Here is a 19813-nt window from a genome sequence, read left to right on the forward strand (position 1 = left end):
GAACCAGGGGCAGGCGCCCTACTCCACCAAGGCTTTGCCAGGGACCAAACGGTCCAGGCAGTTCACGTCACAGGACCTCGACGAAGCGGTCAGAGTGGTCTGCCGGGCACCCAGGAAAACAACCGTGTTGGCCTCCGGCTGAAAGGCCTGTGCAGGCTCCAAGGCAAGGCAGTCACGGCGTTCGCCGGGCTCCATCCAAAAAGAAGAAATGCGACATTTCTACTTAGCCAGGAATGCGACATTTGAACTTGGCGTTGACAATACGGAGGTCGCGACCGGAGCCGGCAACCAAGCAAACCAAGGAACGCCCTCAGGATCCCATCGGACTCACAGACGCCATGGTTGGATCGAAGTCCGCCTCCACGCGCCCCACGTCCGGCACCCTCGGATAACGCAGCACGCGGTATCCGGCCTGCAACAGCAGCGCATACCGATCGAGGTCGCGCTGCGACTTGCCTTTGCTGCTCTTGTCGCCGAGCGCGACCACGGCCACGACTTTGAACGAGTGGTCGCACACGACGAAGTCGGCGATCTTGCGGCTGAACGAGCTTCGCGCCGCGCGCGTGCGGGCCGTGAGCAATGCACCGAAACTGACTTGCGGCAGCACCACGAGATCAGGCAGGGTTTGCACGAGCCGGTTGTACATGGCCTGCTCGCGTGCAGTGAGCGGCGGCCGGGCCTTGGGCTTGTCGACGAAGCCGCTGGCGTTCTGCGCTGACTTCTTCCGGGCAACCATCACGAACGCAAGCAATCCCACGGCCACCAAAAAGACCATGAATAGGAACGTATTCATCTCTGCTTCTCCTTCTACGGAGAGTCTCGCACGACTGTGCGGGCGCCCTTTTGAACGCTATTTCGGGCCTGTTCAAACCCGTCGATTCAGCCTTTGACGAGCGCCGCCGGTGTCACCATTTGCCGTCCTTGGGCACGGGCTTGGGGCCGCCTTTTGTGTCGGCCGCCGCGGCAATCAGCTGCGCGGCTTCGGGGCGATTTGCCTTGGTGGCAAAGTCCACCGCGGTCATGCCGAGCTGGTTCTTCATGGTGGTGTCGGCGCCTTCGGCCAGCAGCAGCTTCACGGCCTCGGTCGACCCATACATCGCGGCCATCATGAGCGGCGTGGTGCCGTTGGGCGATTGCGCATCGATGAAGGCGTAGTTGTCGAGCAGCACCTTCATGATGGTCAGCTGACCGCTGCTGGCGGCATAGTGCAGCGGCGTCCAGCCGGTCTTGTTGACGGCGGCGTCGCGCTTCAGCAATTGGGTGACGAGGTCTTGCTGCCCCTTGATGGCCGCCAGCATGAGCGGCGTCTCGTCCTTCGCGTTGGCAATGTCGACGTCGGTCTGCGGCGACTCGAGCAGCACCTGCGCCACTTTGGGCGACGGCTCGCGCAAGGCGATGATCAGCCCGGTCTGGCCATTTTCGTCACGTGTGTTGGGGTCGAAGCCGCGGTTCAGCAAGGTGCGCACGCCGCTGGCGTTGTCTCCGCGTACGGCCCGGAAGAAGTCTTCGAATGAACCTGCTTGTGCGGTAAAAGTTGCAGCTACGACAGCGAGATACAAGAACTTCTTGATGTACTTCTTCATGTTGTCTTGATTCCCTTGAACAGCGTTTCGAAGTTGTCGCTGGTGGCTTTTGCCACGGCTTCGAGCGGCAGATTGCGCAGTTCGGCGATCTGCTTCGCCACAAAAGGCACGTAGGACGGATTGTTGGTCTTGCCCCGGTACGGCACCGGCGCCAGGTACGGGCTGTCGGTCTCGATCAGCATCCGGTCGAGCGGCACGAAGGCCGCCACGTCGCGCAGGTCCTGCGCCTTCTTGAAGGTCAGGATGCCCGAAAACGAAATGTAGAAACCAAGGTCGAGCGCCGCGCGGGCGACTTCGGCGGTTTCGGTGAAGCAATGGAATACGCCGCCCGCGGCATTGCCGGAGCCGTCTTCGCCCTCCTCCTTGAGGATGGCCAGCGTGTCGGCCGAGGCTTCGCGGGTGTGAATGATGAGCGGCATGTGCGTTTGCCGCGCTGCGCGGATGTGCACGCGAAAGCGGTCGCGCTGCCATTCCATGTCGGAAATGCTGCGTCCGCCTTTGCGCTCTTCCATCTGGTAGTAGTCGAGGCCGGTTTCGCCAATGGCGACCACGCGGGGCATGGCCGCGCGGCGCACCAGGTCGTCGATGGTGGGCTCAGCGATGTCCTCGTTGTCGGGATGCACGCCCACGCTGGCCCAGAAGTTGTCGTAGCGGGCCGCCAGCGCCTGCACGTCGTCGAACTCCTCGAGCTTGGTGCAGATGCACAGGGCCCGATCGACCTGCGCCTCGGCCATGGCGGCGCGGATTTGCGGCATCTGGTCCGCGAACTCAGGGAATGTCAGGTGGCAGTGAGAATCGGTGAACATGGCGCTGATTGTCTGGCTTATGCCAAGACCCCGAGGAACCGGCGTTGCCGGCCTCTGATGTCGCCCCGTAGGGAAAGGCGCGCGCGGCACGAAGGGCGCGCAGCCTGCGAGTAAGCTTAGATGGTTTGAGTGGGACGGTCGGAGGCCATCGAGCCGCCGAGCGCCGCCTCGATGCGTGCCTTGAGCTGGCGCGATTTTTCGTCCGACGGGAAACGGATGCCCACGCCCGGCGCCCGGTTGCCGGCGGCGCGCTGAGGCGTGATCCACGCAACCTTGCCGGCCACCGGATAGCGCTGCGGGTCTTCGGGCAGCGTCAGCAGAACGTAGACATCGTCGCCCAGCCGGTATTCGCGCGAGGTCGGAATGAAGATGCCGCCCTCGGCAAACAGCGGAATGTAGGCGGCGTAGAGCGCGCCCTTTTCCTTGATGGCGAGTTGAATCACGCTCGGCCGTTGAGGCGTTGCGGCGGCGGCGGGGACGGGGACGGGGACGGCTGGTTGGTTCATGGGCGGCGAGGAGCAGAGTTTAGGGTGGTTCGCGCCTCGCTCACAAGCGCTTCCAGCATCAGGCCCGCATTGAAGGGGTGTTCGGCGGTTCTGGCCGCGTTGGCGAGCGACTTCGACCAGCGCGCCAGTGCCAGGTGCGAAGGCACGGCGGCCGGCAGGTCGGCGGGCTCGAAAAAGCGCGGCGCGGCGCCGCTGCCGATGGCCATCAGGTCGTGGCAGAGCTTTTGCAGCGCGCTGATGGCCTGCGAGGGCGCCTGATCCGTTAACGCTCCGACGTCGCCGCGCGAAATGGCCTTGGGCAGCAGCGACCACGCCTTGGGCGACTGGCCGGAGCGTGCCAGCCGCAGCGCGTCGCTCGGCCGGCCACCGGCGGTGCGCAGCAAGGCCGCCGCGTCCGCAGCCGGCACGTCATGCGCCACCAGCCAGGCTTCGGCGTCGGCCGTGGCGGGCCATGGCAGCGTGAAACCCAGGCAGCGGCTGCGGATGGTCGGCAGCAGTTGCCACGCGGCCTCGCTGGCCAGCACAAAGCGCACGTCGCCGACCGGCTCTTCGAGCGTCTTGAGCAGCGCGTTGGCGGTGATGGTGTTCATGCGCTCGGCCGGATACACCAGCACCACCTTGCCGCGGCCGCGCGCGCTGGTGCGCTGGGCAAAGCCGACCGCGTCGCGCATGGCCTCGACGCGGATCTCGCGGCTGGGCTTGCGCTTCTTGTCGTCGATGTCGGCCTGCGCCTTCTCGTCGAGTGGCCAGCCGAGTTCTTGCATGGCCACCTCGGGCATCAGCACACAGAGGTCGGCGTGGGTCCGTACCTCGATGGCGTGGCAGCTCGGGCAATGGCCGCAGGCGGCGCCGCCCTCTTCCGCCTTCGGCTGTTCGCACAGCCAGGCGGCGGCCAGCGCCAGCGCGAGTTCGTATTGGCCGAGGCCCGAAGGACCCTGCAGCAGCCAGGCATGGCCACGCTGGCGCAACAGTTCCGCGAGCGGCCGAGCCAGCCAGGGCGACAGCGCCGCCGTGCTCATGGTGCCGCTCCGCTCAGGGTGGCCAGGACGCCGCGCGCGATGAGCGCGGTCTCGACCTGCTGCCAGACCTGGTCGCGCGTCTGGCTGGCATCGATGCGCACGAACCGCTGCGCATCGGCGGCCGCCCGGGCGGCATAGCCGGCCGCAACGCGACGGAAGAATTCAACCGGCTGAGACTCGAACTTGTCGGGCAAGCGAGCGCCGGCCAGGCGCTGTGCAGCGATCTCGGGCGCCAGGTCGAACCACAGTGTGATGTGAGGCTGCAGCAGTTCCGGCGCATCCGCCCTGCCCTGCACCCATCGTTCCAGCGTCGACAGCACCTGTGTGTCGAAGTCGCGCCCCGCACCCTGGTAGGCAAAGGTGGCGTCGGTGAAGCGGTCGCACAGCACCACGTCGCCGCGCGCCAGTGCCGGCTCGATCACCCGCATGACGTGGTCGCGCCGCGCCGCAAACACTAGGAGCGATTCGGTCAGCGGATCCATCGGCTGCTCGAGGATGAGGCCGCGCAAGGTTTCGGCCAGCGGCGTGCCGCCGGGCTCGCGCGTGCGCACAACCGTGCGGCCCTGCGCCTTGAAGAGCGCCTCCATAGCATCGACGTGGCTCGACTTGCCCGCACCGTCGATGCCCTCGAGCGTGAGAAACAGCCCCTCGTTCATTGCGCAACTTTCGGTTTGGGTTCGCCACTGCTGCTGGTGCTGCCACCGCGCTGGTAGCGGTTAACGGCACGGTTGTGGTCGTCGAGCGAACTGCTGAACTGGCTGGTGCCGTCGCCGCGCGAAACGAAGTACAGCGACTTGCTTTGCGCCGGCTGCACCGCGGCGAGCAGCGCCGCCTTGCCCGGCATGGCGATGGGCGTGGGCGGCAGGCCGCCGCGCGTGTAGGTGTTCCAGGGCGTGTCGGCCAGCAGGTCTTTCTTGCGCAGGTTGCCGTCGAAGGCGGTGCCCAGGCCGTAGATCACGGTCGGGTCGGTCTGCAGCGGCATGCCGGTGCGCAGGCGGTTGACGAACACGGCGGCAATCTCGGCGCGGTCCTTGGCTTTTCCTGTCTCCTTTTCGACAATGCTGGCCAAAATAAGCGCCTCATCCGCCGACTTGATCGGCAGATCGGCTGCGCGGGCCGCCCAGGCGGCCTCCAGCTTCTTGTCCATGGCCCGCATGGCCCGCTGCAAGAGCGCGATGTCGGTGGAGCCCTTCGAATAGGTGTACGTGTCCGGGAAAAAGCGGCCCTCCGGGTGCACGCCGGGCCGGCCCAGCTTGGCCATCAGCGCGTCGTCCGGCATGCCGATGGTTTCGGGCTTGAGCTGCTCGGCCTTGGCCAGGGCCGCACGCACTTGCCGGAAATTCCAGCCCTCGACCAGCACCAGGCTGCGGGTGGCCTCTTCGCCGCGCACCAGCACGTTGAGCAGCATCTTGGGCGTGATGCCGCGCTCCAGCTCGTAGCTGCCGGCGCGAATCTGCCGGTCTTGCCCAGAGATGCGGAACCAGAAGTACAGCAACTGCGGCGGCACGTCGGCGCCTGCATCGGCCACGGCCTGTGCAACGCCGCGCGGCGTAGTGCCGGGCTCGACGGAAAGATCGAGGCTTGGCGCGGGCAGCTTGAGCGGCTGGTGCACCCACCAGAGTCCGGCGGCGCCCAGGCCGAGCGCCGCCAGGGCGGCCAACAGAAAAAGCGTGAGGAAGAAGCGGCGCACGGGTCCGATGAATGAGCGGAGAAAAGAAAACGTATAGCGGCGAAAAGCCGGAAGCCTTGCGAGAGCCGGGGCTTGATTCCCCGCTGGCCCGACTGAACGGCTGCGACCATGATAATTCAGCGATGACTACTGTCGTTCTCAATGGTATTACCGCTCTTTCCCACCTTGGCGTGATCCGCGCCGAGGGACCGGACGCCGCGAGCTTCCTGCACGGCCAGCTCACGCAGGATTTCGCGCTGCTCAACGCCGCGGAGGCCCGCCTGGCCGCGCTGTGCACGGCCAAGGGGCGCGTGATCGCGAGCTTCGTCGGCATCCGGCCGCAGCCCGACCTTGTGCTGCTGGTGTGCAGCCGCGACATCCTGGCCGCCACGCTCAAGCGCCTGTCGATGTATGTGCTGCGCGCCAAGGCCAAGCTCACCGACGCCACGGAGCAGTTCGCGCTGTATGGCCTTGCCGGCACTGCGCTGGCGGCCAACGGCCTCGATGCCACGGCCCTGCCCGGCCAGCGTACGGCCATTGGCGAGGACGTCAGCGCGGTATCGCTCTATCCGGCCGACGGCATCCCGCGCGCCATGTGGATCGCCCCGGCCGCCAGCCCGTCGCCCGCTGGTCCGGCATTGGATGCGGAGCTCTGGCAATGGAGCGAGGTGCGCAGCGGTATCGTGACCGTGACCACGCCTGTGATCGAGGCCTTCGTTCCGCAGATGATCAACTACGAATCCGTGGGCGGCGTGAACTTCAAGAAGGGCTGCTACCCCGGCCAGGAAATCGTGGCACGCAGCCAGTTCCGCGGCACGCTGAAGCGCCGCACCTACCTCGTGCAGGCCGATGCGCCGGTGAGCGCGGGGCAGGAGGTGTTTGCCGCCGCCGACGCCGAGCAGCCCGTGGGCACGGTGGCGCAGGCCGCGCCGGCACCCGGTGGCGGCTGGGCCGCGCTGATCTCGATCCAGATCTCGGCCCTGGAAACCGGTGGCCTTCATGCCGGCGGCGCCGACGGGCCGGCGCTCACGGTCGAGCCGCTGCCCTACCCATTGCTCGAAGACATCTAGTCTTTTTTTTCGAATCCCCCAGCGTCCGAAGACACGGACGCTTGGCGCTGCCCCGAAAGAGGCTGCGCCATTTTTTTTGCGCGCGTTTAACCCTGCCGCCGGTGCTGCTCCGTAGAAGCCGTACCGATTCACTCCTGGCAAGGAAGAACCACCATGAAGCGCAGACTCCTCATCTCGACCGCCCTCGCGTGGGCTGCCCTCTCGGCGTGCGCCGAAAGCCCTGCACGGCCGCAGTTTCCGCACTCGCCTCCAATTACATACGAGCGCATCGGCTCGCTGATGCAGGTCAGCGTGGTCGACCGCACGACCGGCCGCGAGTTGCCGATTTATCGGCACCGTGGCGAATACTGGGTCGCCGGGCGGCCCGGCACACGCTACGCCATTCGCGCACGCAATGCGATGGGCGAACGCGTCATGGCCGTGATGTCGGTGGATGGCGTCAACGTCGTCACCGGGGAAACCGCGGGCGTGCTGCAGAACGGCTATGTTTTTTCGGGTGGCGAGCGCAGCGACATCACAGGCTGGCGCAAGAGCGACTCGCAGATTGCGGCCTTCGAGTTCACGTCGATCGCCAATTCGTACGCGAGCCGCACCGGCCGGCCGGATGACGTCGGCGTGATCGGCGTCGCCATGTTCCGTGAGCGGGTGCCTGTGCCGCCTCCGCCGCCCATCGTGCTGCCGCGCCGTGACGACAGCAGCAGTTCCAGCCGCGAGATGGAGCGCCGCAGCGAGGCGCCCTCGGCGGTGGCCGAGGCTGCGCCGGCCGCACCCGCGGCAAAGGCCCGCTCCGCCGACAGCGCCCTGGGTGCCGAATCCGCGGCATCGGCAAAGGGCGGCCTCGCCCGGCAATCGCCGCCCGCCCCGAGCCTGGGCACAGCGCACGGCCGGCGCGAGACCTCGCATGTCGGGCACACCACCTTCGAGCGCGCGCAGTCCACGCCCGACGAAGTGGTCCGCATCCGCTACGACAGCCGCGAGAACCTCATTGCCGCGGGCGTGATTCCGGTGCCGCCGCCCCCGCCGCGCTGGCCGCGCCCTGAAGGGCCATCGGCTTTCCCGGGATCGGAAATGGGCTACGTGCCCGACCCGCCGGCTCGCTATTGATCCAGCCTGCGCCGCATCTCGATATGCGGGATGCCGGCTTCCTCGAACGGCTCGCCATGCACCGTGTAGCCCAGCCGCGCATAGAAACGCTCCGCGCTGCGCTGCGCATGCAGGCCGATCTCCCGGTCGCCGCGTGCCCTGGCGGCGGACTCGAGCGCCCGCATGATCGCGGCGCCATGCCCGCCGCTGCGCAGCACACGGTGCACGGCCATGCGGCCGAGCATGGCCGTGCCGTCCACCGCGTCCAGCAGCCGGCCAGTCGCAATCACCTGGCCGAGCCGATTGCGTGCGACTGCATGCAGCACCACTTCATCGTGCTCGTCCCACTCCAGTTCCTTGGGAATGTTCTGCTCCTCGATGAAGACCGCGCGGCGCAAGGCACTCGCGCCTTCGCCCAGGGTTTTCCAGTTGCCCGTTTCCACCGTGCGCATCGACTCGCCCGCTTCGAAGCCCGTGAGAATTTCGCGCAAGGCAGGCGGCACCGGCCTGGAGGTCTGCGTGGCGGGGTCGGCAAACACATAGACGAGTTCGCAGCCCACCAGGTACTGGTCCTGCCGGAACAGCGCGCCGTCGAAGACGATGGACGAGTTGCCGATGCGCGTGCACTTCATGGCCACGTCGATCACGTCGTCCACGCGCGCGGACGCACGAAAATCCACCGTCGCCTTGCGCACGTAGAGATCACCGCCCAGGGAATGCATGGCCTCTTCATAAGGCAGCGCGAGCGCGCGCCAGTAGTCGGCAATGGCGGTGTCGAAATACATCAGGTAGTGCGCGTTGAACACTATCTTCTGCATGTCGACTTCGGCCCAGCGCACGCGCAGGCGGTGGAAGAAGCGGAAGTCTTTTCTCTGGGGTATGGTTTCTTCGGTCATGGTTTCAGTGCCTCTCTGAGTGCGCGCGCCGCATCGTCCTGCGCCTGCAGCGCCTCGGGAATCGCGCGCCCCATTTTCAGGAATTCGTGGATCACGCCGCGGTAGATCTCCAGATCGACGGCAACGCCTGAGGCGCGCAGCTTGTCGGCGTAGGCAATGCCTTCGTCCACCACCGCATCGCATTCGGCCAGGCCGATCCAGGCCGGTGCCACGCCGTCGACGTCGTCGGCCAGCAGTGGCGCAAAGCGCCAGTCGTCGCGGTCGGCCGGCGTGCGCACGTACTGGCCGAAGAAATAATCGATCAGCGCCTTGGTGAGCAAGGGGCCATCGGCATAGCGTCGGTGCGAGGCAGTGTCCTGGTGGGCCGTGGTGCCGGGGTAGATCAGCATCTGCAGTGCGAGCGGCAGGCCCGCATCGCGGGCAAAAATGGCGCACACCGCGGCCAGCGTGCCGCCGGCGCTGTCGCCGCCCACCGCGAGCCGGCTCGCGTCGATGCCCAGGCGCGCGCTCTCGTTCGCAATGAAGGCGAACGCATCCCAGGCGTCGTTCGAAGCGGTAGGAAACTTGTGCGCGGGCGCCAGCCGGTAATCGACCGAGACCACCGCGCAGCCGCTCTTGTGGCTCAGCACGCGGCACAGCGTGTCGTGCGTGCGGATGTTGCCCACCGTGAAGCCGCCGCCGTGAAAATACACCAGCGTCGGCAGCTTTGCCGATGAAGGCGCATAGAGCCGTGCCGGCAGCTCGAAGCCGTCGCGGGCGGTAATGCTGAAGTCTTCGATGCGCGCAAGGTCGGGCTTGGGCACCTCAAGTACGCCCGCTCCTTTTTCATAGGACGCCTTGGCCTCTTCGGGCGTGAGCTGGTCCAGGCTCGGATGGCCGGCTCGCGCCATGCGTTCGACCACGCTGGCCATCTTGCCGGTGAGCGGTGGCTGCCATGTGCCGGGCGCGACAGCGGCAAGGGTTTTGTTCATGTGCAAGACTGTTCCTGCTTGTTAGATTTGGGTGGTCCGCAATCGTACTGCCCAGGCACCTACACCCCATGGCCCTCATCCAATACCTCACCCAAATCCAGTTCGAGTTCGGCGCCATCAAGCTGCTGTCCAGCGAGTGCGCGCGCATCCGCATCACTCGCCCGCTGATCGTCACAGACGCGGGCGTGCGCGCGGCCGGGGTGCTGCAGAAAGCGCTCGACGCCATTGCTGATCTTGAAGTGGCGGTGTTCGACCAGACGCCGTCCAACCCGACCGAGGCTGCCGTGCGCGCCGCTGTCGAGCTGTATCGCAGCGCCCGATGCGACGGGCTCATTGCCGTCGGCGGCGGCTCCGCCATCGACTGCGCCAAGGGTGTGGCGATAGCCGCCACGCACGAAGGCCCGCTGAAGACCTACGCCACCATCGAAGGCGGCTCGCCCAAGATCACCGACTGCGTGGTGCCGCTGATTGCGGTGCCCACCACCAGCGGCACAGGCAGCGAGGTCGCGCGGGGCGCCATCGTCATCGTCGACGACCACCGCAAGCTCGGCTTCCATAGCTGGTTCCTGATGCCCAAGGCCGCCATCTGCGACCCCGAGCTCACGCTCGGCCTGCCCCCCAAGCTCACGGCCGCCACCGGCATGGACGCGATCGCGCACTGCATGGAAACCTTCATGTCGGCCGCCTTCAACCCGCCGGCCGACGGCATCGGGCTCGACGGCCTGGAGCGCGCCTGGCTGCACATCGAACGAGCCACCAAGGACGGCAGCGACCGCGAGGCACGGCTCAACCTCATGAGTGCCTCGATGCAGGGCGCCATGGCCTTCCAGAAGGGCCTGGGTTGCGTGCACTCGCTGAGCCACAGCCTGGGCGGGGTCGATCCGCGCCTGCACCACGGCACGCTCAACGCCCTCTTCCTTCCCGCGGTCATCCACTTCAATGCCGGTGCCGAGTCGGTGCAGAAGGAGCAGCGGCTGCAGCGCATGGCGCAGGCCATGCACCTCGATTCGGCTGGCGATCTCGGCGATGCGATCCGCGACATGAACGCGCGCCTGGGCCTGCCCAAGGGCCTGGCCGAAGTGGGCGTGACGCCCGGCATGTTCGAGCAGATCATCGACGGCGCCATGGCCGACCACTGCCACAAGACCAATCCGCGGCTGGCTTCGCGCGATGACTACAAGGCGATGCTCGAAGCTTCGATGTAAGTGGGCTTGGGGACGCTGTAGTTCAGGGCGTGTTGTTCAGGGCGGTGGTTGATCGAGCGGAACAAGAGCAGCGCCTGGTGTGCACAGGGCGCCGGGTGCTCCCCGCAGCGAAATAAAGGAGGAGCCGAAGGCGGGGGACATTCGCGGAGGGGAGTACCCGGTGGCCTGTGCACGCGCCCTGAACAAAAGCCACGTCATGTACATGACATAAGGAATTCCTAGACTGCCATCCGAAGGCTTCGCATCCGCAGAAGCCCCAAGGGCGAGGGAAATTCCGAATGACGCGTACCGTCCAGGTTCACACCGTACTGAACGCCGAGCAGCTCAAGTTCCGCGCGATGCGGGGGCATGAAGGACTGTCGCAGTTGTTCGAATTCGAGGTCGACATGGTCAGCACCAGCTTCAACCTCGACCTGAAGAAGCTGCTGGGCACTTCGCTCACGCTCGAACTCACGGACGGCGGCGCGCCGCGCTTTCTCAACGGAACCGTGGTGCGCTTCGAACTCGTGGGCCGCGCCAACGAAACCGGCCGCCACTATGTGTACCGTGCCCTGGTGCAGCCCTGGCTTTGGTACCTTACGCGCACCACAGACTGCCGCATCTTCCAGAACAAGAGCGTGCCCGAGGTGCTCGACGAAGTGCTGGGCAAGTACGGCTTCGAATTTGAAAAACGCCTGACGGGCAGCTATCGCCCCTGGGAATACTGCGTGCAATACCAGGAAAGCGATTTCGCTTTCGTGAGCCGCCTCATGGAGCACGAAGGCATCGCCTACCACTTTGAGCACAAGAACAATTCGCACCTGCTGGTGCTGGCCGACGACACCGGCGGCTACGGCAAGCTGCCGGGCTTTGCCACCATTGCGTATCGCCCGCGCGACCGCGTGCTCCACGCCATGGAGCCCTGCATCGACCAGTGGCGCATCTCGGAGCAGATCACGTCGGGCCGCGTGATGCTCGACGACTTCGACTTCAAGAAGTCGCGCGCCTCGCTGCAAAGCGTGCGGCAAGACCCCAAGGGCCACGATCATTCGAGCTACGAGGTCTACGAATGGCTGGGCGGCTACAGCGAGCACCAGCAGGGCGACACCTACGCGAAGATCCGGCTACAGGAACTGCAGTGCGCGCACGAGCTTGCCGCGGGCCACACCAACGTGGTGGGCATGGCACCGGGCTACCTGTTCGAGATGACGCATTGCCCGCGCGAGTCGGACAACCGCGAGTACCTGGTCACCGAAACCCGCTACGACCTGCAGGAGTCCGAATACTCCACCGGCGGCAGCACGGAATCGGTCTGCCAGTTCGACTTCACGGTGCTGCCTTCGAACGTGCCCTACCGGCCCGCCCGCAAGACGCCCAAGCCGCGCACCAATGGCCCGCAAACCGCCACCGTCGTCGGCCCGGAAGAAATCTGGACCGACCGCTTCGGCCGCGTGAAGCTGCAGTTCCGCTGGGACCGCTATGGCCAGTCGGATGAAAACAGCTCGTGCTGGGTGCGCGTGTCGAGCAACTGGGCCGGCGCCAACTACGGCACCATGCACATGCCGCGCGTGGGCCAAGAGGTGATCGTCGATTTCATCGGCGGCGAGCCCGACCGCCCCATCATCACGGGCCGCGTCTACAACAACGACCAGATGCCGCCGTGGGAGCTGCCCGCCAATGCCACGGCCAGCGGCATCCTCACGCGCTCGAGCACCGGCGGCGCGGCCAACCAGGCCAACATGCTGCGCTTCGAGGACCGCACGGGCGCCGAGCAGATCCTGCTGCACGCCGAACGCGACCTCGACGTCGAGGTGGAAGCCGACGAAACGCACACCACCGACGGCACCCGCACCACGGTCATCGGCGGGCACGAATCCTCCACCTACAAGAGCGGCGAAACGCGCGACATCACCGCGGGCGCGAAAGAAACCATCACCGGCGGCGACACGCGCGACGTTGCCGGCGGCTTCAGCGAAACCGTGACAGGCGGCGTCACACAGACCATTTCGGGCGGCAAGAAGCGCACGCTCAGCGGCGGGCTGAACGATACGATCACGGGCGGCGTGAAGCTGGCGATCGCCGGCGGCTTCCACGGCACCATCGACGGCCAGGAGATCCGCTTCGTGAGCGGCGGGCGCAACGACACCATCAACACCTCGAACACCGTGCTGGTCGACGGACCGTCGAACACCACCGTGACGGGCCCGACGGTCCACACCTCGCCCGACGTGACCTTCAACACGACGAACCACATCCACAACACCACGCAGCACGTCATCAATACCAACGTCTACAACACGACGTCGAACACCTACAACAACATCACGAACGACTACACGAACAACTCGAAAACCTACACCAACAACTACGCCAAGAGCAGCGACTGGCGCCTGTACCGCGCCGGCGGCGTGGGATTCCGCTTCTCCGCGGTCGGGATGGCCATGGACCTCTGGGGGCTGCGTCAGCAGAATTACATCCTCAACTCGCAGTTCTCGGGCGTCCGCCTCGACGTCGCGGTGTTCCGGGCGCAGAACGAGGCGACCGAAATCAGGGGCACGGCGCTCAAGGTCGCGAACATCGGCATGAAGATCGCAAGCGGCGGCCTGGCGTTCGCCGCAAAAGCCATGACCGTCAAGGTCTGAACCACTGGAACTCGATGGACGTCTGGGAGCAGATTCTGTGGGTCGTCTTCGCGGTGATGATGGGCGGCGCGCTGGTGGCCTGCGTCTCGGTGGCGGTGGTCGCCACCGGCGAACAGCGCAAGTACACCAAGGAGCAGCGCGTGGGCAAGGCCTTGGGCAGCACCGGCGTGCTCGCACAGGGGACCGTGCTCGAAGTGCGACGCCCGGAACATCAGCTCACCAGTCCCGGAACCCATGGGCAACGCATGGTGGCGCTCGAACTGGACCTGCAGATGGGGCCCGCGGCCCAGGTGCCGACCGTGGTGCTCAGGACGCTTGTTGACGAACTGCTCCTGCCCCGAATCGCCGTGCCCGGCGCAACCATCCATCTCTTGCAAGACCCCGCCAATCCCGCCGTGGTGTCGGTCGACAGGCAGCGGACGCCCCTTGAAGTACCGCCCGCACAGGGTTAGGGCCTACGGACAATGAAAACCGTCAAGCCGCTCCGGCTGAGCGTCATCACGCGCCCCTTTCTGCGCAGCGGGCATCAGCGGCTGGGCGTGACCGTCATCGGCATGGTGTCGATGGGCGAAGCCCCCGTGCTGCTGCCCGAGCCCGAGTTCTGGAAGATCGCGGCCGACGAGCTCGGGCCCATGGGCGCCATCGACCTGGGCATCCCCAAGGTCTGCGCCGAGTTCCTCGCGACCGGCCATGCCTACACCCATCACCAGAAGGAAAAGACCGCCTGCGCGGTTGCCTTGCGGGTGGGCGGGATCGAGCGGCAGTTGCTCGCCTTCGGCGATCGTTTCTGGCTGGACGGCCGTGCCACCGCGCCGCAGACTTTCGAATCGATGCGCCTGGACTGGACGCGCGCGTATGGTGGCCCCGGCTTTGCCGACAACCCGCTGGGCATCGGCCATGCGCCCGAGATCGTCAACGGCCTCGCGGTGCAGCGCCTGCCGAACATCGAGCACCCGCTGCGCCGGCTCGATCGCCCCGACCGCGAGGTGGAGCCGGCCTCCTTCGGCGCGATCGACCTGAGCTGGCCGCGCCGCATGCGCCTGATCGGCCGGCACTACGACACGCACTGGCGCGAGAACCTGTTCCCCGGCTTTTCCGAGGACATGGACTGGCGCTTCTTCAATGCCGCGCCGCCGGAACAGCGCTGGGCCGACCTCGACAGCATCCCAGGCGGCACGCCTTATGAAGTCTGGAACATGCACCCCACCCTCCCGGTGCAGCGCGGCCAGTTGCCGGATTGGCGCGCGCGCGCCTTCATCGCCCGCAAGACCGCACCGGGCCAGCGTGAGCCGGAGCACTTCGACGAAGTGCCCATGCGCCACACCACGGCGTGGTTCTTTCCGCACCTTGCGCAGGTGGCGCTGATCTACCACGGCGAGATCGGCATTGCCGAAGACGATGCCGACGACGTCACCCACGTGATGCCTGCCATCGAGGCCGCGGGCGATCCGCCCCGCCCGCTCGCGCACTACTTCGAGATCCTGCAGCGCCGCTGCCACCCCGAGACGGGTGCGCTGTACGCGGCCCGCGACGACGAACTGCTGCCCGCCGAGGCCATCGGCCCCTGGCTCGACACGCTGGACGACGACAACGAATCGGCGCTCGTTCGCAACATGCGCGAGCGCGGCGATCGGCTGCGCCAGGACATGATGCAGAAGGCGCGCGAAGCCGGCCACGACCCGCGCCTCTTGCGCGAGCGGTCGGTGCCCGAGCCCTTTCGCAAGGCGCCGACGCTCGCCGAGTTGCCCGAGTTCATCGAGCGCACGCGCGTCTTCACGCAGGACCAGCGACGCAGGCTCGAGGATGGGCGGCAAGAGCTCCAGCGGCTGGGCCGGCTCAACGCGGTGGAGTCGCGCAAGGTCGGGTTCGACACCGGCGAACTGGTAGCCGGCATCGATCGCATGACGACCAAGGGGCCACCCGTCTTCGACGGACAGACCGCGCTGCAGGGCATGTTCGGGATCGCCGAAGCGACCGGGACGCCCGCGCTCTCGCCCGCCCAGCAGCGGGAGTTCACGCAGGTGGTGGAAAAAGGCCAGCGCGGGCTCATCGACATGTACCGCATGGGCGCGCAGCACCAGTCGCCGGCCGATGCAATGCTGAGCGGCCCCGCCGCTGAAGCACGCCAGCGCGTGCAAGACATCATGGGCGCCACCCGCGATCTCTCTGGCATGGATCTCACGGGCGCCGACCTGTCGGGCATGGACCTGCGCGGTGCGCGCCTGCACCGCACGCTGCTCGAAAGCGCGAACCTCGAGGGCGCCCGGCTCGACGGCGCCGACGCCACCGAGGCCGTGCTGGTGCGCGCGCGGCTGTCGCGCGCATCGCTGGCCGGCTGCGTGCTGCACCGCGCCAACCTGAGCATGGTTCAGTGCGTGCACACCGCGTTCACCGGCGCGCGCATGCACGAAACCACGCTCGAGAAAACACGCTTCGACGGCTGCGACTTCTCGAACGCCCTGCTCGAGCATCTGAACTTTCTGGGCGTGCACTTCGCGCGCTGCAACTTCGACGAAGCCCGCTTTTCCTACGTGACCTTCATCGAACAAAGCTGCCTGCAGGATTGCAGCTTTCGCGGCACCACGCTCCACAAGGTGGGATTGATCTCGTGCGTCGTGGCACGGCTGGACTTCACGCGGGCGCAGCTCGAGGCCTGCGCCTGGGCCCACACGCCGGGAGACGACGGCATCCTATTTCGCGACGCAACGCTGCGCACCACCTGCTTTGTCGGCACCAGCAGTCTCCGCAACATGGACTTCGAAGGCGCGACGCTCGTGCAATGCGGCATGCGCGAAATGCCGCTGGATGGCGCCCGCTTCGTGCGCGCGACGCTCGACACCTGCGACTTCTCCGCCTGCAGCTTCACCGGCGCCGACCTGAGCGCCATCGATGCGCTAGAAAGCCTGTTCATCCGGGCGGATTTCACGCATGCCTCGCTGCGCGGCGCCAACCTCATGCATGCCAGCCTCCAGAAGGCACGGCTGGTCGGCACCGACCTGCGCGAGGCCAACCTGTTCCGTGCCGACGTGTCGCAGACCCTGATGGACGGCGTGACCGAAACACGCGGCGCGTACATCGAACAGGCCAAGACCCTTCCGCGCCGCGCCGCGGATCCCGCGCAATGACGCGGGATGAGCTGGCAACCAAGATCCGCGGCGGCGAGCACATCCAGGACCAGGACTTCAAGGGCATGAACTTCGACGGAACGGACCTGCGCGGCGGCACCTTCGGCGCCTGCGATTTCTCCGGCGCGAGCCTGCGCCGGGCGTTGTTGGCCGAGTCGGTGTTCGATGCCTGCCGCTTCGACGACGCGGTGCTCGACGCCGCCGACCTGCACCACTGCGCTTTCACCCGCTGTGGCCTGCCGCACGCGAGCCTGCGCTCGGCCGCGATGATGCATGCGGTCTTCACCGAGACGGACCTGCGGGGCGCCGACTTTGCCGAAGCCCGCCTGGTCCAGGCCACCTTTCACCAGAGCACGCTCGACGGTGCGAACTTCGAACGCGCCGACCTCACGAAGTCGGTGTTCGGCGAAAGCAGCCTCGCCGGCACACGCTTCGACGACGTGGCGCTGAACACCACCGTGTATTACCGCGCCGGACTGCGCGGCGCGAGCTTCAGCGGCGCAAGCTTTCACAACGTCATCTTCAGCGAGGCCGCGCTCGCGGGCCAGGATTTCTCGGCGCAATCGTTTCATCTCTGCCAGTTCATCGACGCCGACCTGGCGGCCTGCAACTTTGCCGGTGCGCGGCTGAGCCAGTGCAACTTCAAGGGCGCGAGGCTCGAGCGTGCGGTGTTGACGGGCGTGCACGCGCCCCAATGTCTTTTTCCGGAAGCCGACTTGCGCCATGCCGACGCCCGCGGCGGACATTTCGACCAGAGCCTGTGGGTCGATGCATGGCTGGACGACGCTGACCTGTCCGGCGCAAGGCTCGAGCAGTGCGTGTTCCACCGCGCGCGCTGCCGGCGAACATCGTTCGCGCGCAGCCAGCTGGTGTATGCGGATTTCTCGTACGCCGACCTCAGCGGCGCAGACCTGCGCGGCGCCACCTTCCTGCGAACCCAGACCCATCGATCGATACAGGCCGGCAGCCGCTGGAGCGACCGCATCGGCGTGCTCGACAGCGACCCCGCGCTATTCGAGGCTGAGCGCTTTTCGGCGGCACGCTCGAGCCGGCCGCAGCGCGCGGGCCGCGACACCTTCGGACGGCCGCTGCCTCCCGATGCACCGGACACCGCCCCATGAATCATCACCACCACGCCACCCGCGAAGCCACCCAGCTCCCATCCCAGGACGACGGCACCGACCGCAATCCCCATGCCGCCGAGATGCGGGCCCTGATGGGCAAGCCGCTGCCCTCCGCCGCAGCCGCCACGCCTTCCTGGACCGGCAGCGCCTTGGGCACCGTCGTGAAGCAGCTACCGGATGGTGGCTTCATGGTCGAACCTCAGAGCGGCGGCGATCGCTGGCACTGCCCGCGCGCTGCGAGCTGCCTGCTCGAGCCCGGCACGGGCGACACCGTGCTGGTGGCCGGGCCGCACCGTGAGAGCCTCTACCTGATCGCCGTCGTTACGCAGGCGGACGCCAGCCAGTCGCACATCGTGACCGAGGGCGACCTCACGATCCGTTCGCGCCGCGGTCGCATCGCGCTGAACGCGCCCGCGCTGGCGCTGCAGGCCGAACGCGCGCAGGTCGACATTGCGGACATGGAATACCGGGGTGCCGAGCTGCGCGTGACCATGCTCGTCGCGCGCTTCGTGGGCCGCACGCTGGAGACCGTGCTCGACCGCCTGAGCGTGCTGACCCGCTCGAGCTTTCGCCTCACCGAAGAAGTCGAGCAGGTGCGGGCGGGCCAGATCGACATGCAGGCTGCCGAGACCCTGCGCCTGCATGCGAAGAACACCTTCGTCACCAGCAAGGCGCTGGTGAAGGTGGATGCCGAACAGATCCACATGGGCTGATCAAGAAAAGAAGGAGCATCAACATGTTTGCCAATGCACAGATGATGGGCATGGACCTCGCGTTTCCGGACGTTTGCAAGACGCCGCCCGCGGTCCCCATCCCCTACCCCAACTTCGCGCTCGGGCCCACGGCCATTCCCAACGCTTGGAACATCCTCTACGGTGGCACCCCGGTCCACAACATGGCCACCACCACGCCCATCACCAACGGCGACAACTCGGGCGTGCTGATGGGCGTGGTGTCGCAGACGGTGATGGGGCCTTCGCGGCACATCACCGGCGCATTCACCGTGCTGCTCAAGGGCACGCCCTGCACGCGCATGACCAGCCTGTCGGTGCAGAACCGCTGCAACATCGTGGGCATGCGCATCGTGCCCAGCCAGTTCAAGGTGCTGGTGCTCGCGGCCTGAGCTTTTCTCTTATTCCGCCTTCACGCCCGCCGTGCGGATCACCTTCGCCCACTTGGCGGTTTCGGCGGCAATGAAGGCATCGAACTCCTCCGGCGTGCTGCCTGCCGGGAACGTGCCCATGGCATCGAGCTTGGCGCGCGTCTCGTCGCTCTTGATGATGCGCGACACCTCTTCCGACATGCGCTTGACGATGTCCCGCGGCGTGCCGGCCGGCGCCAGCATGCCCGCCCAGGTGCTGCCGGTGAAGCCCGCGAAACCCTGCTCGATGAAGGTCGGCACATCGGGCAGTGCGGGCAGGCGCTTGTCGCCCGCCACGCCGATGAGGCGCACCTTGCCGGCCTTGGCCTGGTTGATGAGGCCGGTCGGCGCATCGAAGAATAGCTGGATCTGCCCTCCCATCAAGTCGGTCAGCGCAGGCACCGCACCACGGTATGGGATGTGGATCATGTAGGTCCGCGTGAGCGACTTCCACAGCTCGGTCGTCAGGTGTGCGGCCGAGCCGTTGCCCGACGAGCCAAAGCTCACCTTGCCGGGGTTCGCGCGCGCATAGTCGATGAGCTCGCGCGCGGTCTTGAATGGCGCATCGACATTGACCGCCGCCAAGAGCGGCGACACGCCCATGAGCGAAACGCCCTTCAGGTCTTTCTGCGGGTCGTAGGGCAGCTTGGGGTACAGCGTGGTATTGGCCGCATAGGCCGCAATGACGACCCCGAAGGTCGAGCCATCGGGTGCCGCCTTGGCGATGACATCGACACCGATCAGGCTGTTGGCGCCGGGCTTGTTGTCGACGAGCACCGGTTGACCCAGCTTTGTCTGCAGGCCAACCTGCACCAGCCGCGCCATCTGGTCGGTGAAGCCGCCCGGCGTGTAGGGCACGATGATGCGGATCGGTTTGTTGGGCCAGGTGCTTTGGGCCAGTGCGGGCAGTGGAATGCTTGCGGCCGCAACGGCGGCAAGGGTGAATCGGCGGCGTGAAATTCGGGCCTGCGGCATGGGACGGCTTTCTGGAGAG

19 protein-coding genes are annotated in these 19813 nt (G+C 66.6%); 9 read left to right on the plus strand and 10 right to left on the minus strand.

Annotated features, from left to right (window positions below; genetic code table 11):
* Positions 1–310: 310 nt before the first annotated feature.
* The 7 genes from J2X92_RS22780 to mltG form a co-directional block, all read right to left on the minus strand.
* Complete coding sequence (locus J2X92_RS22780) at positions 311–793, minus strand: DUF2726 domain-containing protein (protein WP_307579000.1); 483 nt, start codon at positions 791–793, stop codon at positions 311–313.
* A gap of 112 nt (positions 794–905) precedes the next feature.
* Entirely contained in the window at positions 906–1583 is a 678-nt protein-coding gene (locus tag J2X92_RS22785; RefSeq protein WP_307579002.1) for an ankyrin repeat domain-containing protein, read from the minus strand.
* Positions 1580–2389, minus strand: a complete 810-nt coding sequence (locus tag J2X92_RS22790) for a TatD family hydrolase (protein ID WP_307579004.1) — start codon at positions 2387–2389, stop codon at positions 1580–1582. Before J2X92_RS22790 ends, J2X92_RS22785 begins: the two co-directional genes overlap by 4 nt.
* Positions 2390–2505: 116 nt before the next feature.
* A complete protein-coding gene (locus J2X92_RS22795; protein ID WP_307579006.1) occupies positions 2506–2895 on the minus strand; it encodes a PilZ domain-containing protein in 390 nt (129 codons plus the stop codon).
* Entirely contained in the window at positions 2892–3914 is a 1023-nt protein-coding gene (locus tag J2X92_RS22800) for a DNA polymerase III subunit delta' (protein ID WP_307579008.1), read from the minus strand. The genes J2X92_RS22795 and J2X92_RS22800 overlap by 4 nt, the downstream gene beginning before the upstream one ends.
* Positions 3911–4570: a dTMP kinase gene (gene tmk, locus J2X92_RS22805; RefSeq protein ID WP_307579010.1), complete on the minus strand. Its 660-nt coding sequence runs from the start codon at positions 4568–4570 to the stop codon at positions 3911–3913. Before tmk ends, J2X92_RS22800 begins: the two co-directional genes overlap by 4 nt.
* Positions 4567–5604, minus strand: coding sequence for an endolytic transglycosylase MltG (mltG, locus tag J2X92_RS22810; RefSeq protein WP_307579012.1), 1038 nt, complete (start codon positions 5602–5604; stop codon positions 4567–4569). Before mltG ends, tmk begins: the two co-directional genes overlap by 4 nt.
* A gap of 122 nt (positions 5605–5726) precedes the next feature.
* Here mltG and ygfZ point away from each other — a divergent pair, with 122 nt between their 5' ends.
* Complete coding sequence (gene ygfZ, locus J2X92_RS22815; RefSeq protein WP_307579015.1) at positions 5727–6653, plus strand: CAF17-like 4Fe-4S cluster assembly/insertion protein YgfZ; 927 nt, start codon at positions 5727–5729, stop codon at positions 6651–6653.
* A gap of 153 nt (positions 6654–6806) precedes the next feature.
* On the plus strand, positions 6807–7757 hold the full coding sequence (locus J2X92_RS22820; RefSeq protein ID WP_307579017.1) for a hypothetical protein: 951 nt from the start codon (positions 6807–6809) through the stop codon (positions 7755–7757).
* Here the strand turns inward: J2X92_RS22820 and J2X92_RS22825 are convergent.
* Together J2X92_RS22825 and J2X92_RS22830 are read right to left on the minus strand one after the other, a co-directional pair.
* Positions 7751–8632: a YbgC/FadM family acyl-CoA thioesterase gene (locus J2X92_RS22825; RefSeq protein ID WP_307579019.1), complete on the minus strand. Its 882-nt coding sequence runs from the start codon at positions 8630–8632 to the stop codon at positions 7751–7753. The two genes, J2X92_RS22820 and J2X92_RS22825, sit on opposite strands and share 7 nt — an antisense overlap.
* Entirely contained in the window at positions 8629–9603 is a 975-nt protein-coding gene (locus J2X92_RS22830; RefSeq protein ID WP_307579021.1) for an alpha/beta hydrolase, read from the minus strand. Before J2X92_RS22830 ends, J2X92_RS22825 begins: the two co-directional genes overlap by 4 nt.
* 68 nt (positions 9604–9671) lie before the next feature.
* Here J2X92_RS22830 and J2X92_RS22835 point away from each other — a divergent pair, with 68 nt between their 5' ends.
* The 7 genes from J2X92_RS22835 (at position 9672) to J2X92_RS22865 (ending at position 18801) form a co-directional block, all read left to right on the plus strand.
* A complete protein-coding gene (locus J2X92_RS22835; RefSeq protein ID WP_307579023.1) occupies positions 9672–10808 on the plus strand; it encodes an iron-containing alcohol dehydrogenase in 1137 nt (378 codons plus the stop codon).
* A 278-nt stretch (positions 10809–11086) separates the two neighbouring features.
* Positions 11087–13429, plus strand: a complete 2343-nt coding sequence (tssI, locus tag J2X92_RS22840) for a type VI secretion system tip protein TssI/VgrG (protein ID WP_307579025.1) — start codon at positions 11087–11089, stop codon at positions 13427–13429.
* 14 nt (positions 13430–13443) lie between these two features.
* Positions 13444–13881: a hypothetical protein gene (locus tag J2X92_RS22845; RefSeq protein WP_307579027.1), complete on the plus strand. Its 438-nt coding sequence runs from the start codon at positions 13444–13446 to the stop codon at positions 13879–13881.
* A 12-nt stretch (positions 13882–13893) separates the two neighbouring features.
* Positions 13894–16554 carry a DUF2169 family type VI secretion system accessory protein gene (locus tag J2X92_RS22850; protein ID WP_307579029.1) on the plus strand — a complete coding sequence of 887 codons (2661 nt, stop codon included), beginning with the start codon at positions 13894–13896 and terminating at the stop codon, positions 16552–16554.
* On the plus strand, positions 16551–17675 hold the full coding sequence (locus J2X92_RS22855; RefSeq protein ID WP_307579031.1) for a pentapeptide repeat-containing protein: 1125 nt from the start codon (positions 16551–16553) through the stop codon (positions 17673–17675). The genes J2X92_RS22850 and J2X92_RS22855 overlap by 4 nt, the downstream gene beginning before the upstream one ends.
* Positions 17672–18391: a DUF3540 domain-containing protein gene (locus J2X92_RS22860; protein ID WP_307579033.1), complete on the plus strand. Its 720-nt coding sequence runs from the start codon at positions 17672–17674 to the stop codon at positions 18389–18391. Before J2X92_RS22855 ends, J2X92_RS22860 begins: the two co-directional genes overlap by 4 nt.
* Before the next feature lie 23 nt (positions 18392–18414).
* Complete coding sequence (locus J2X92_RS22865; RefSeq protein WP_093019534.1) at positions 18415–18801, plus strand: DUF4150 domain-containing protein; 387 nt, start codon at positions 18415–18417, stop codon at positions 18799–18801.
* A gap of 9 nt (positions 18802–18810) precedes the next feature.
* Here the strand turns inward: J2X92_RS22865 and J2X92_RS22870 are convergent, their stop codons facing one another.
* Positions 18811–19794, minus strand: a complete 984-nt coding sequence (locus J2X92_RS22870; protein WP_307579036.1) for a Bug family tripartite tricarboxylate transporter substrate binding protein — start codon at positions 19792–19794, stop codon at positions 18811–18813.
* Positions 19795–19813 lie beyond the last annotated feature (19 nt).

It is taken from the genome of Variovorax paradoxus (assembly GCF_030811855.1).
Lineage (GTDB): Bacteria > Pseudomonadota > Gammaproteobacteria > Burkholderiales > Burkholderiaceae_C > Variovorax > Variovorax paradoxus_L.

What these genes read in the sequence shown, in the direction of transcription:
- J2X92_RS22830 (WP_307579021.1), bottom strand. Translation starts at nt 9,603, where the DNA reads ATGAACAAAACCCTTGCCGCTGTCGCGCCCGGCACATGGCAGCCACCG.
- J2X92_RS22825 (WP_307579019.1), bottom strand. Translation starts at nt 8,632, where the DNA reads ATGACCGAAGAAACCATACCCCAGAGAAAAGACTTCCGCTTCTTCCAC.
- J2X92_RS22795 (WP_307579006.1), bottom strand. Translation starts at nt 2,895, where the DNA reads ATGAACCAACCAGCCGTCCCCGTCCCCGTCCCCGCCGCCGCCGCAACG.
- J2X92_RS22855 (WP_307579031.1), top strand. Translation starts at nt 16,551, where the DNA reads ATGACGCGGGATGAGCTGGCAACCAAGATCCGCGGCGGCGAGCACATC.
- J2X92_RS22800 (WP_307579008.1), bottom strand. Translation starts at nt 3,914, where the DNA reads ATGAGCACGGCGGCGCTGTCGCCCTGGCTGGCTCGGCCGCTCGCGGAA.
- J2X92_RS22845 (WP_307579027.1), top strand. Translation starts at nt 13,444, where the DNA reads ATGGACGTCTGGGAGCAGATTCTGTGGGTCGTCTTCGCGGTGATGATG.
- ygfZ (WP_307579015.1), top strand. Translation starts at nt 5,727, where the DNA reads ATGACTACTGTCGTTCTCAATGGTATTACCGCTCTTTCCCACCTTGGC.
- tssI (WP_307579025.1), top strand. Translation starts at nt 11,087, where the DNA reads ATGACGCGTACCGTCCAGGTTCACACCGTACTGAACGCCGAGCAGCTC.
- J2X92_RS22865 (WP_093019534.1), top strand. Translation starts at nt 18,415, where the DNA reads ATGTTTGCCAATGCACAGATGATGGGCATGGACCTCGCGTTTCCGGAC.
- J2X92_RS22785 (WP_307579002.1), bottom strand. Translation starts at nt 1,583, where the DNA reads ATGAAGAAGTACATCAAGAAGTTCTTGTATCTCGCTGTCGTAGCTGCA.
- J2X92_RS22835 (WP_307579023.1), top strand. Translation starts at nt 9,672, where the DNA reads ATGGCCCTCATCCAATACCTCACCCAAATCCAGTTCGAGTTCGGCGCC.
- J2X92_RS22820 (WP_307579017.1), top strand. Translation starts at nt 6,807, where the DNA reads ATGAAGCGCAGACTCCTCATCTCGACCGCCCTCGCGTGGGCTGCCCTC.
- J2X92_RS22790 (WP_307579004.1), bottom strand. Translation starts at nt 2,389, where the DNA reads ATGTTCACCGATTCTCACTGCCACCTGACATTCCCTGAGTTCGCGGAC.
- tmk (WP_307579010.1), bottom strand. Translation starts at nt 4,570, where the DNA reads ATGAACGAGGGGCTGTTTCTCACGCTCGAGGGCATCGACGGTGCGGGC.
- J2X92_RS22780 (WP_307579000.1), bottom strand. Translation starts at nt 793, where the DNA reads ATGAATACGTTCCTATTCATGGTCTTTTTGGTGGCCGTGGGATTGCTT.
- J2X92_RS22870 (WP_307579036.1), bottom strand. Translation starts at nt 19,794, where the DNA reads ATGCCGCAGGCCCGAATTTCACGCCGCCGATTCACCCTTGCCGCCGTT.
- J2X92_RS22850 (WP_307579029.1), top strand. Translation starts at nt 13,894, where the DNA reads ATGAAAACCGTCAAGCCGCTCCGGCTGAGCGTCATCACGCGCCCCTTT.
- J2X92_RS22860 (WP_307579033.1), top strand. Translation starts at nt 17,672, where the DNA reads ATGAATCATCACCACCACGCCACCCGCGAAGCCACCCAGCTCCCATCC.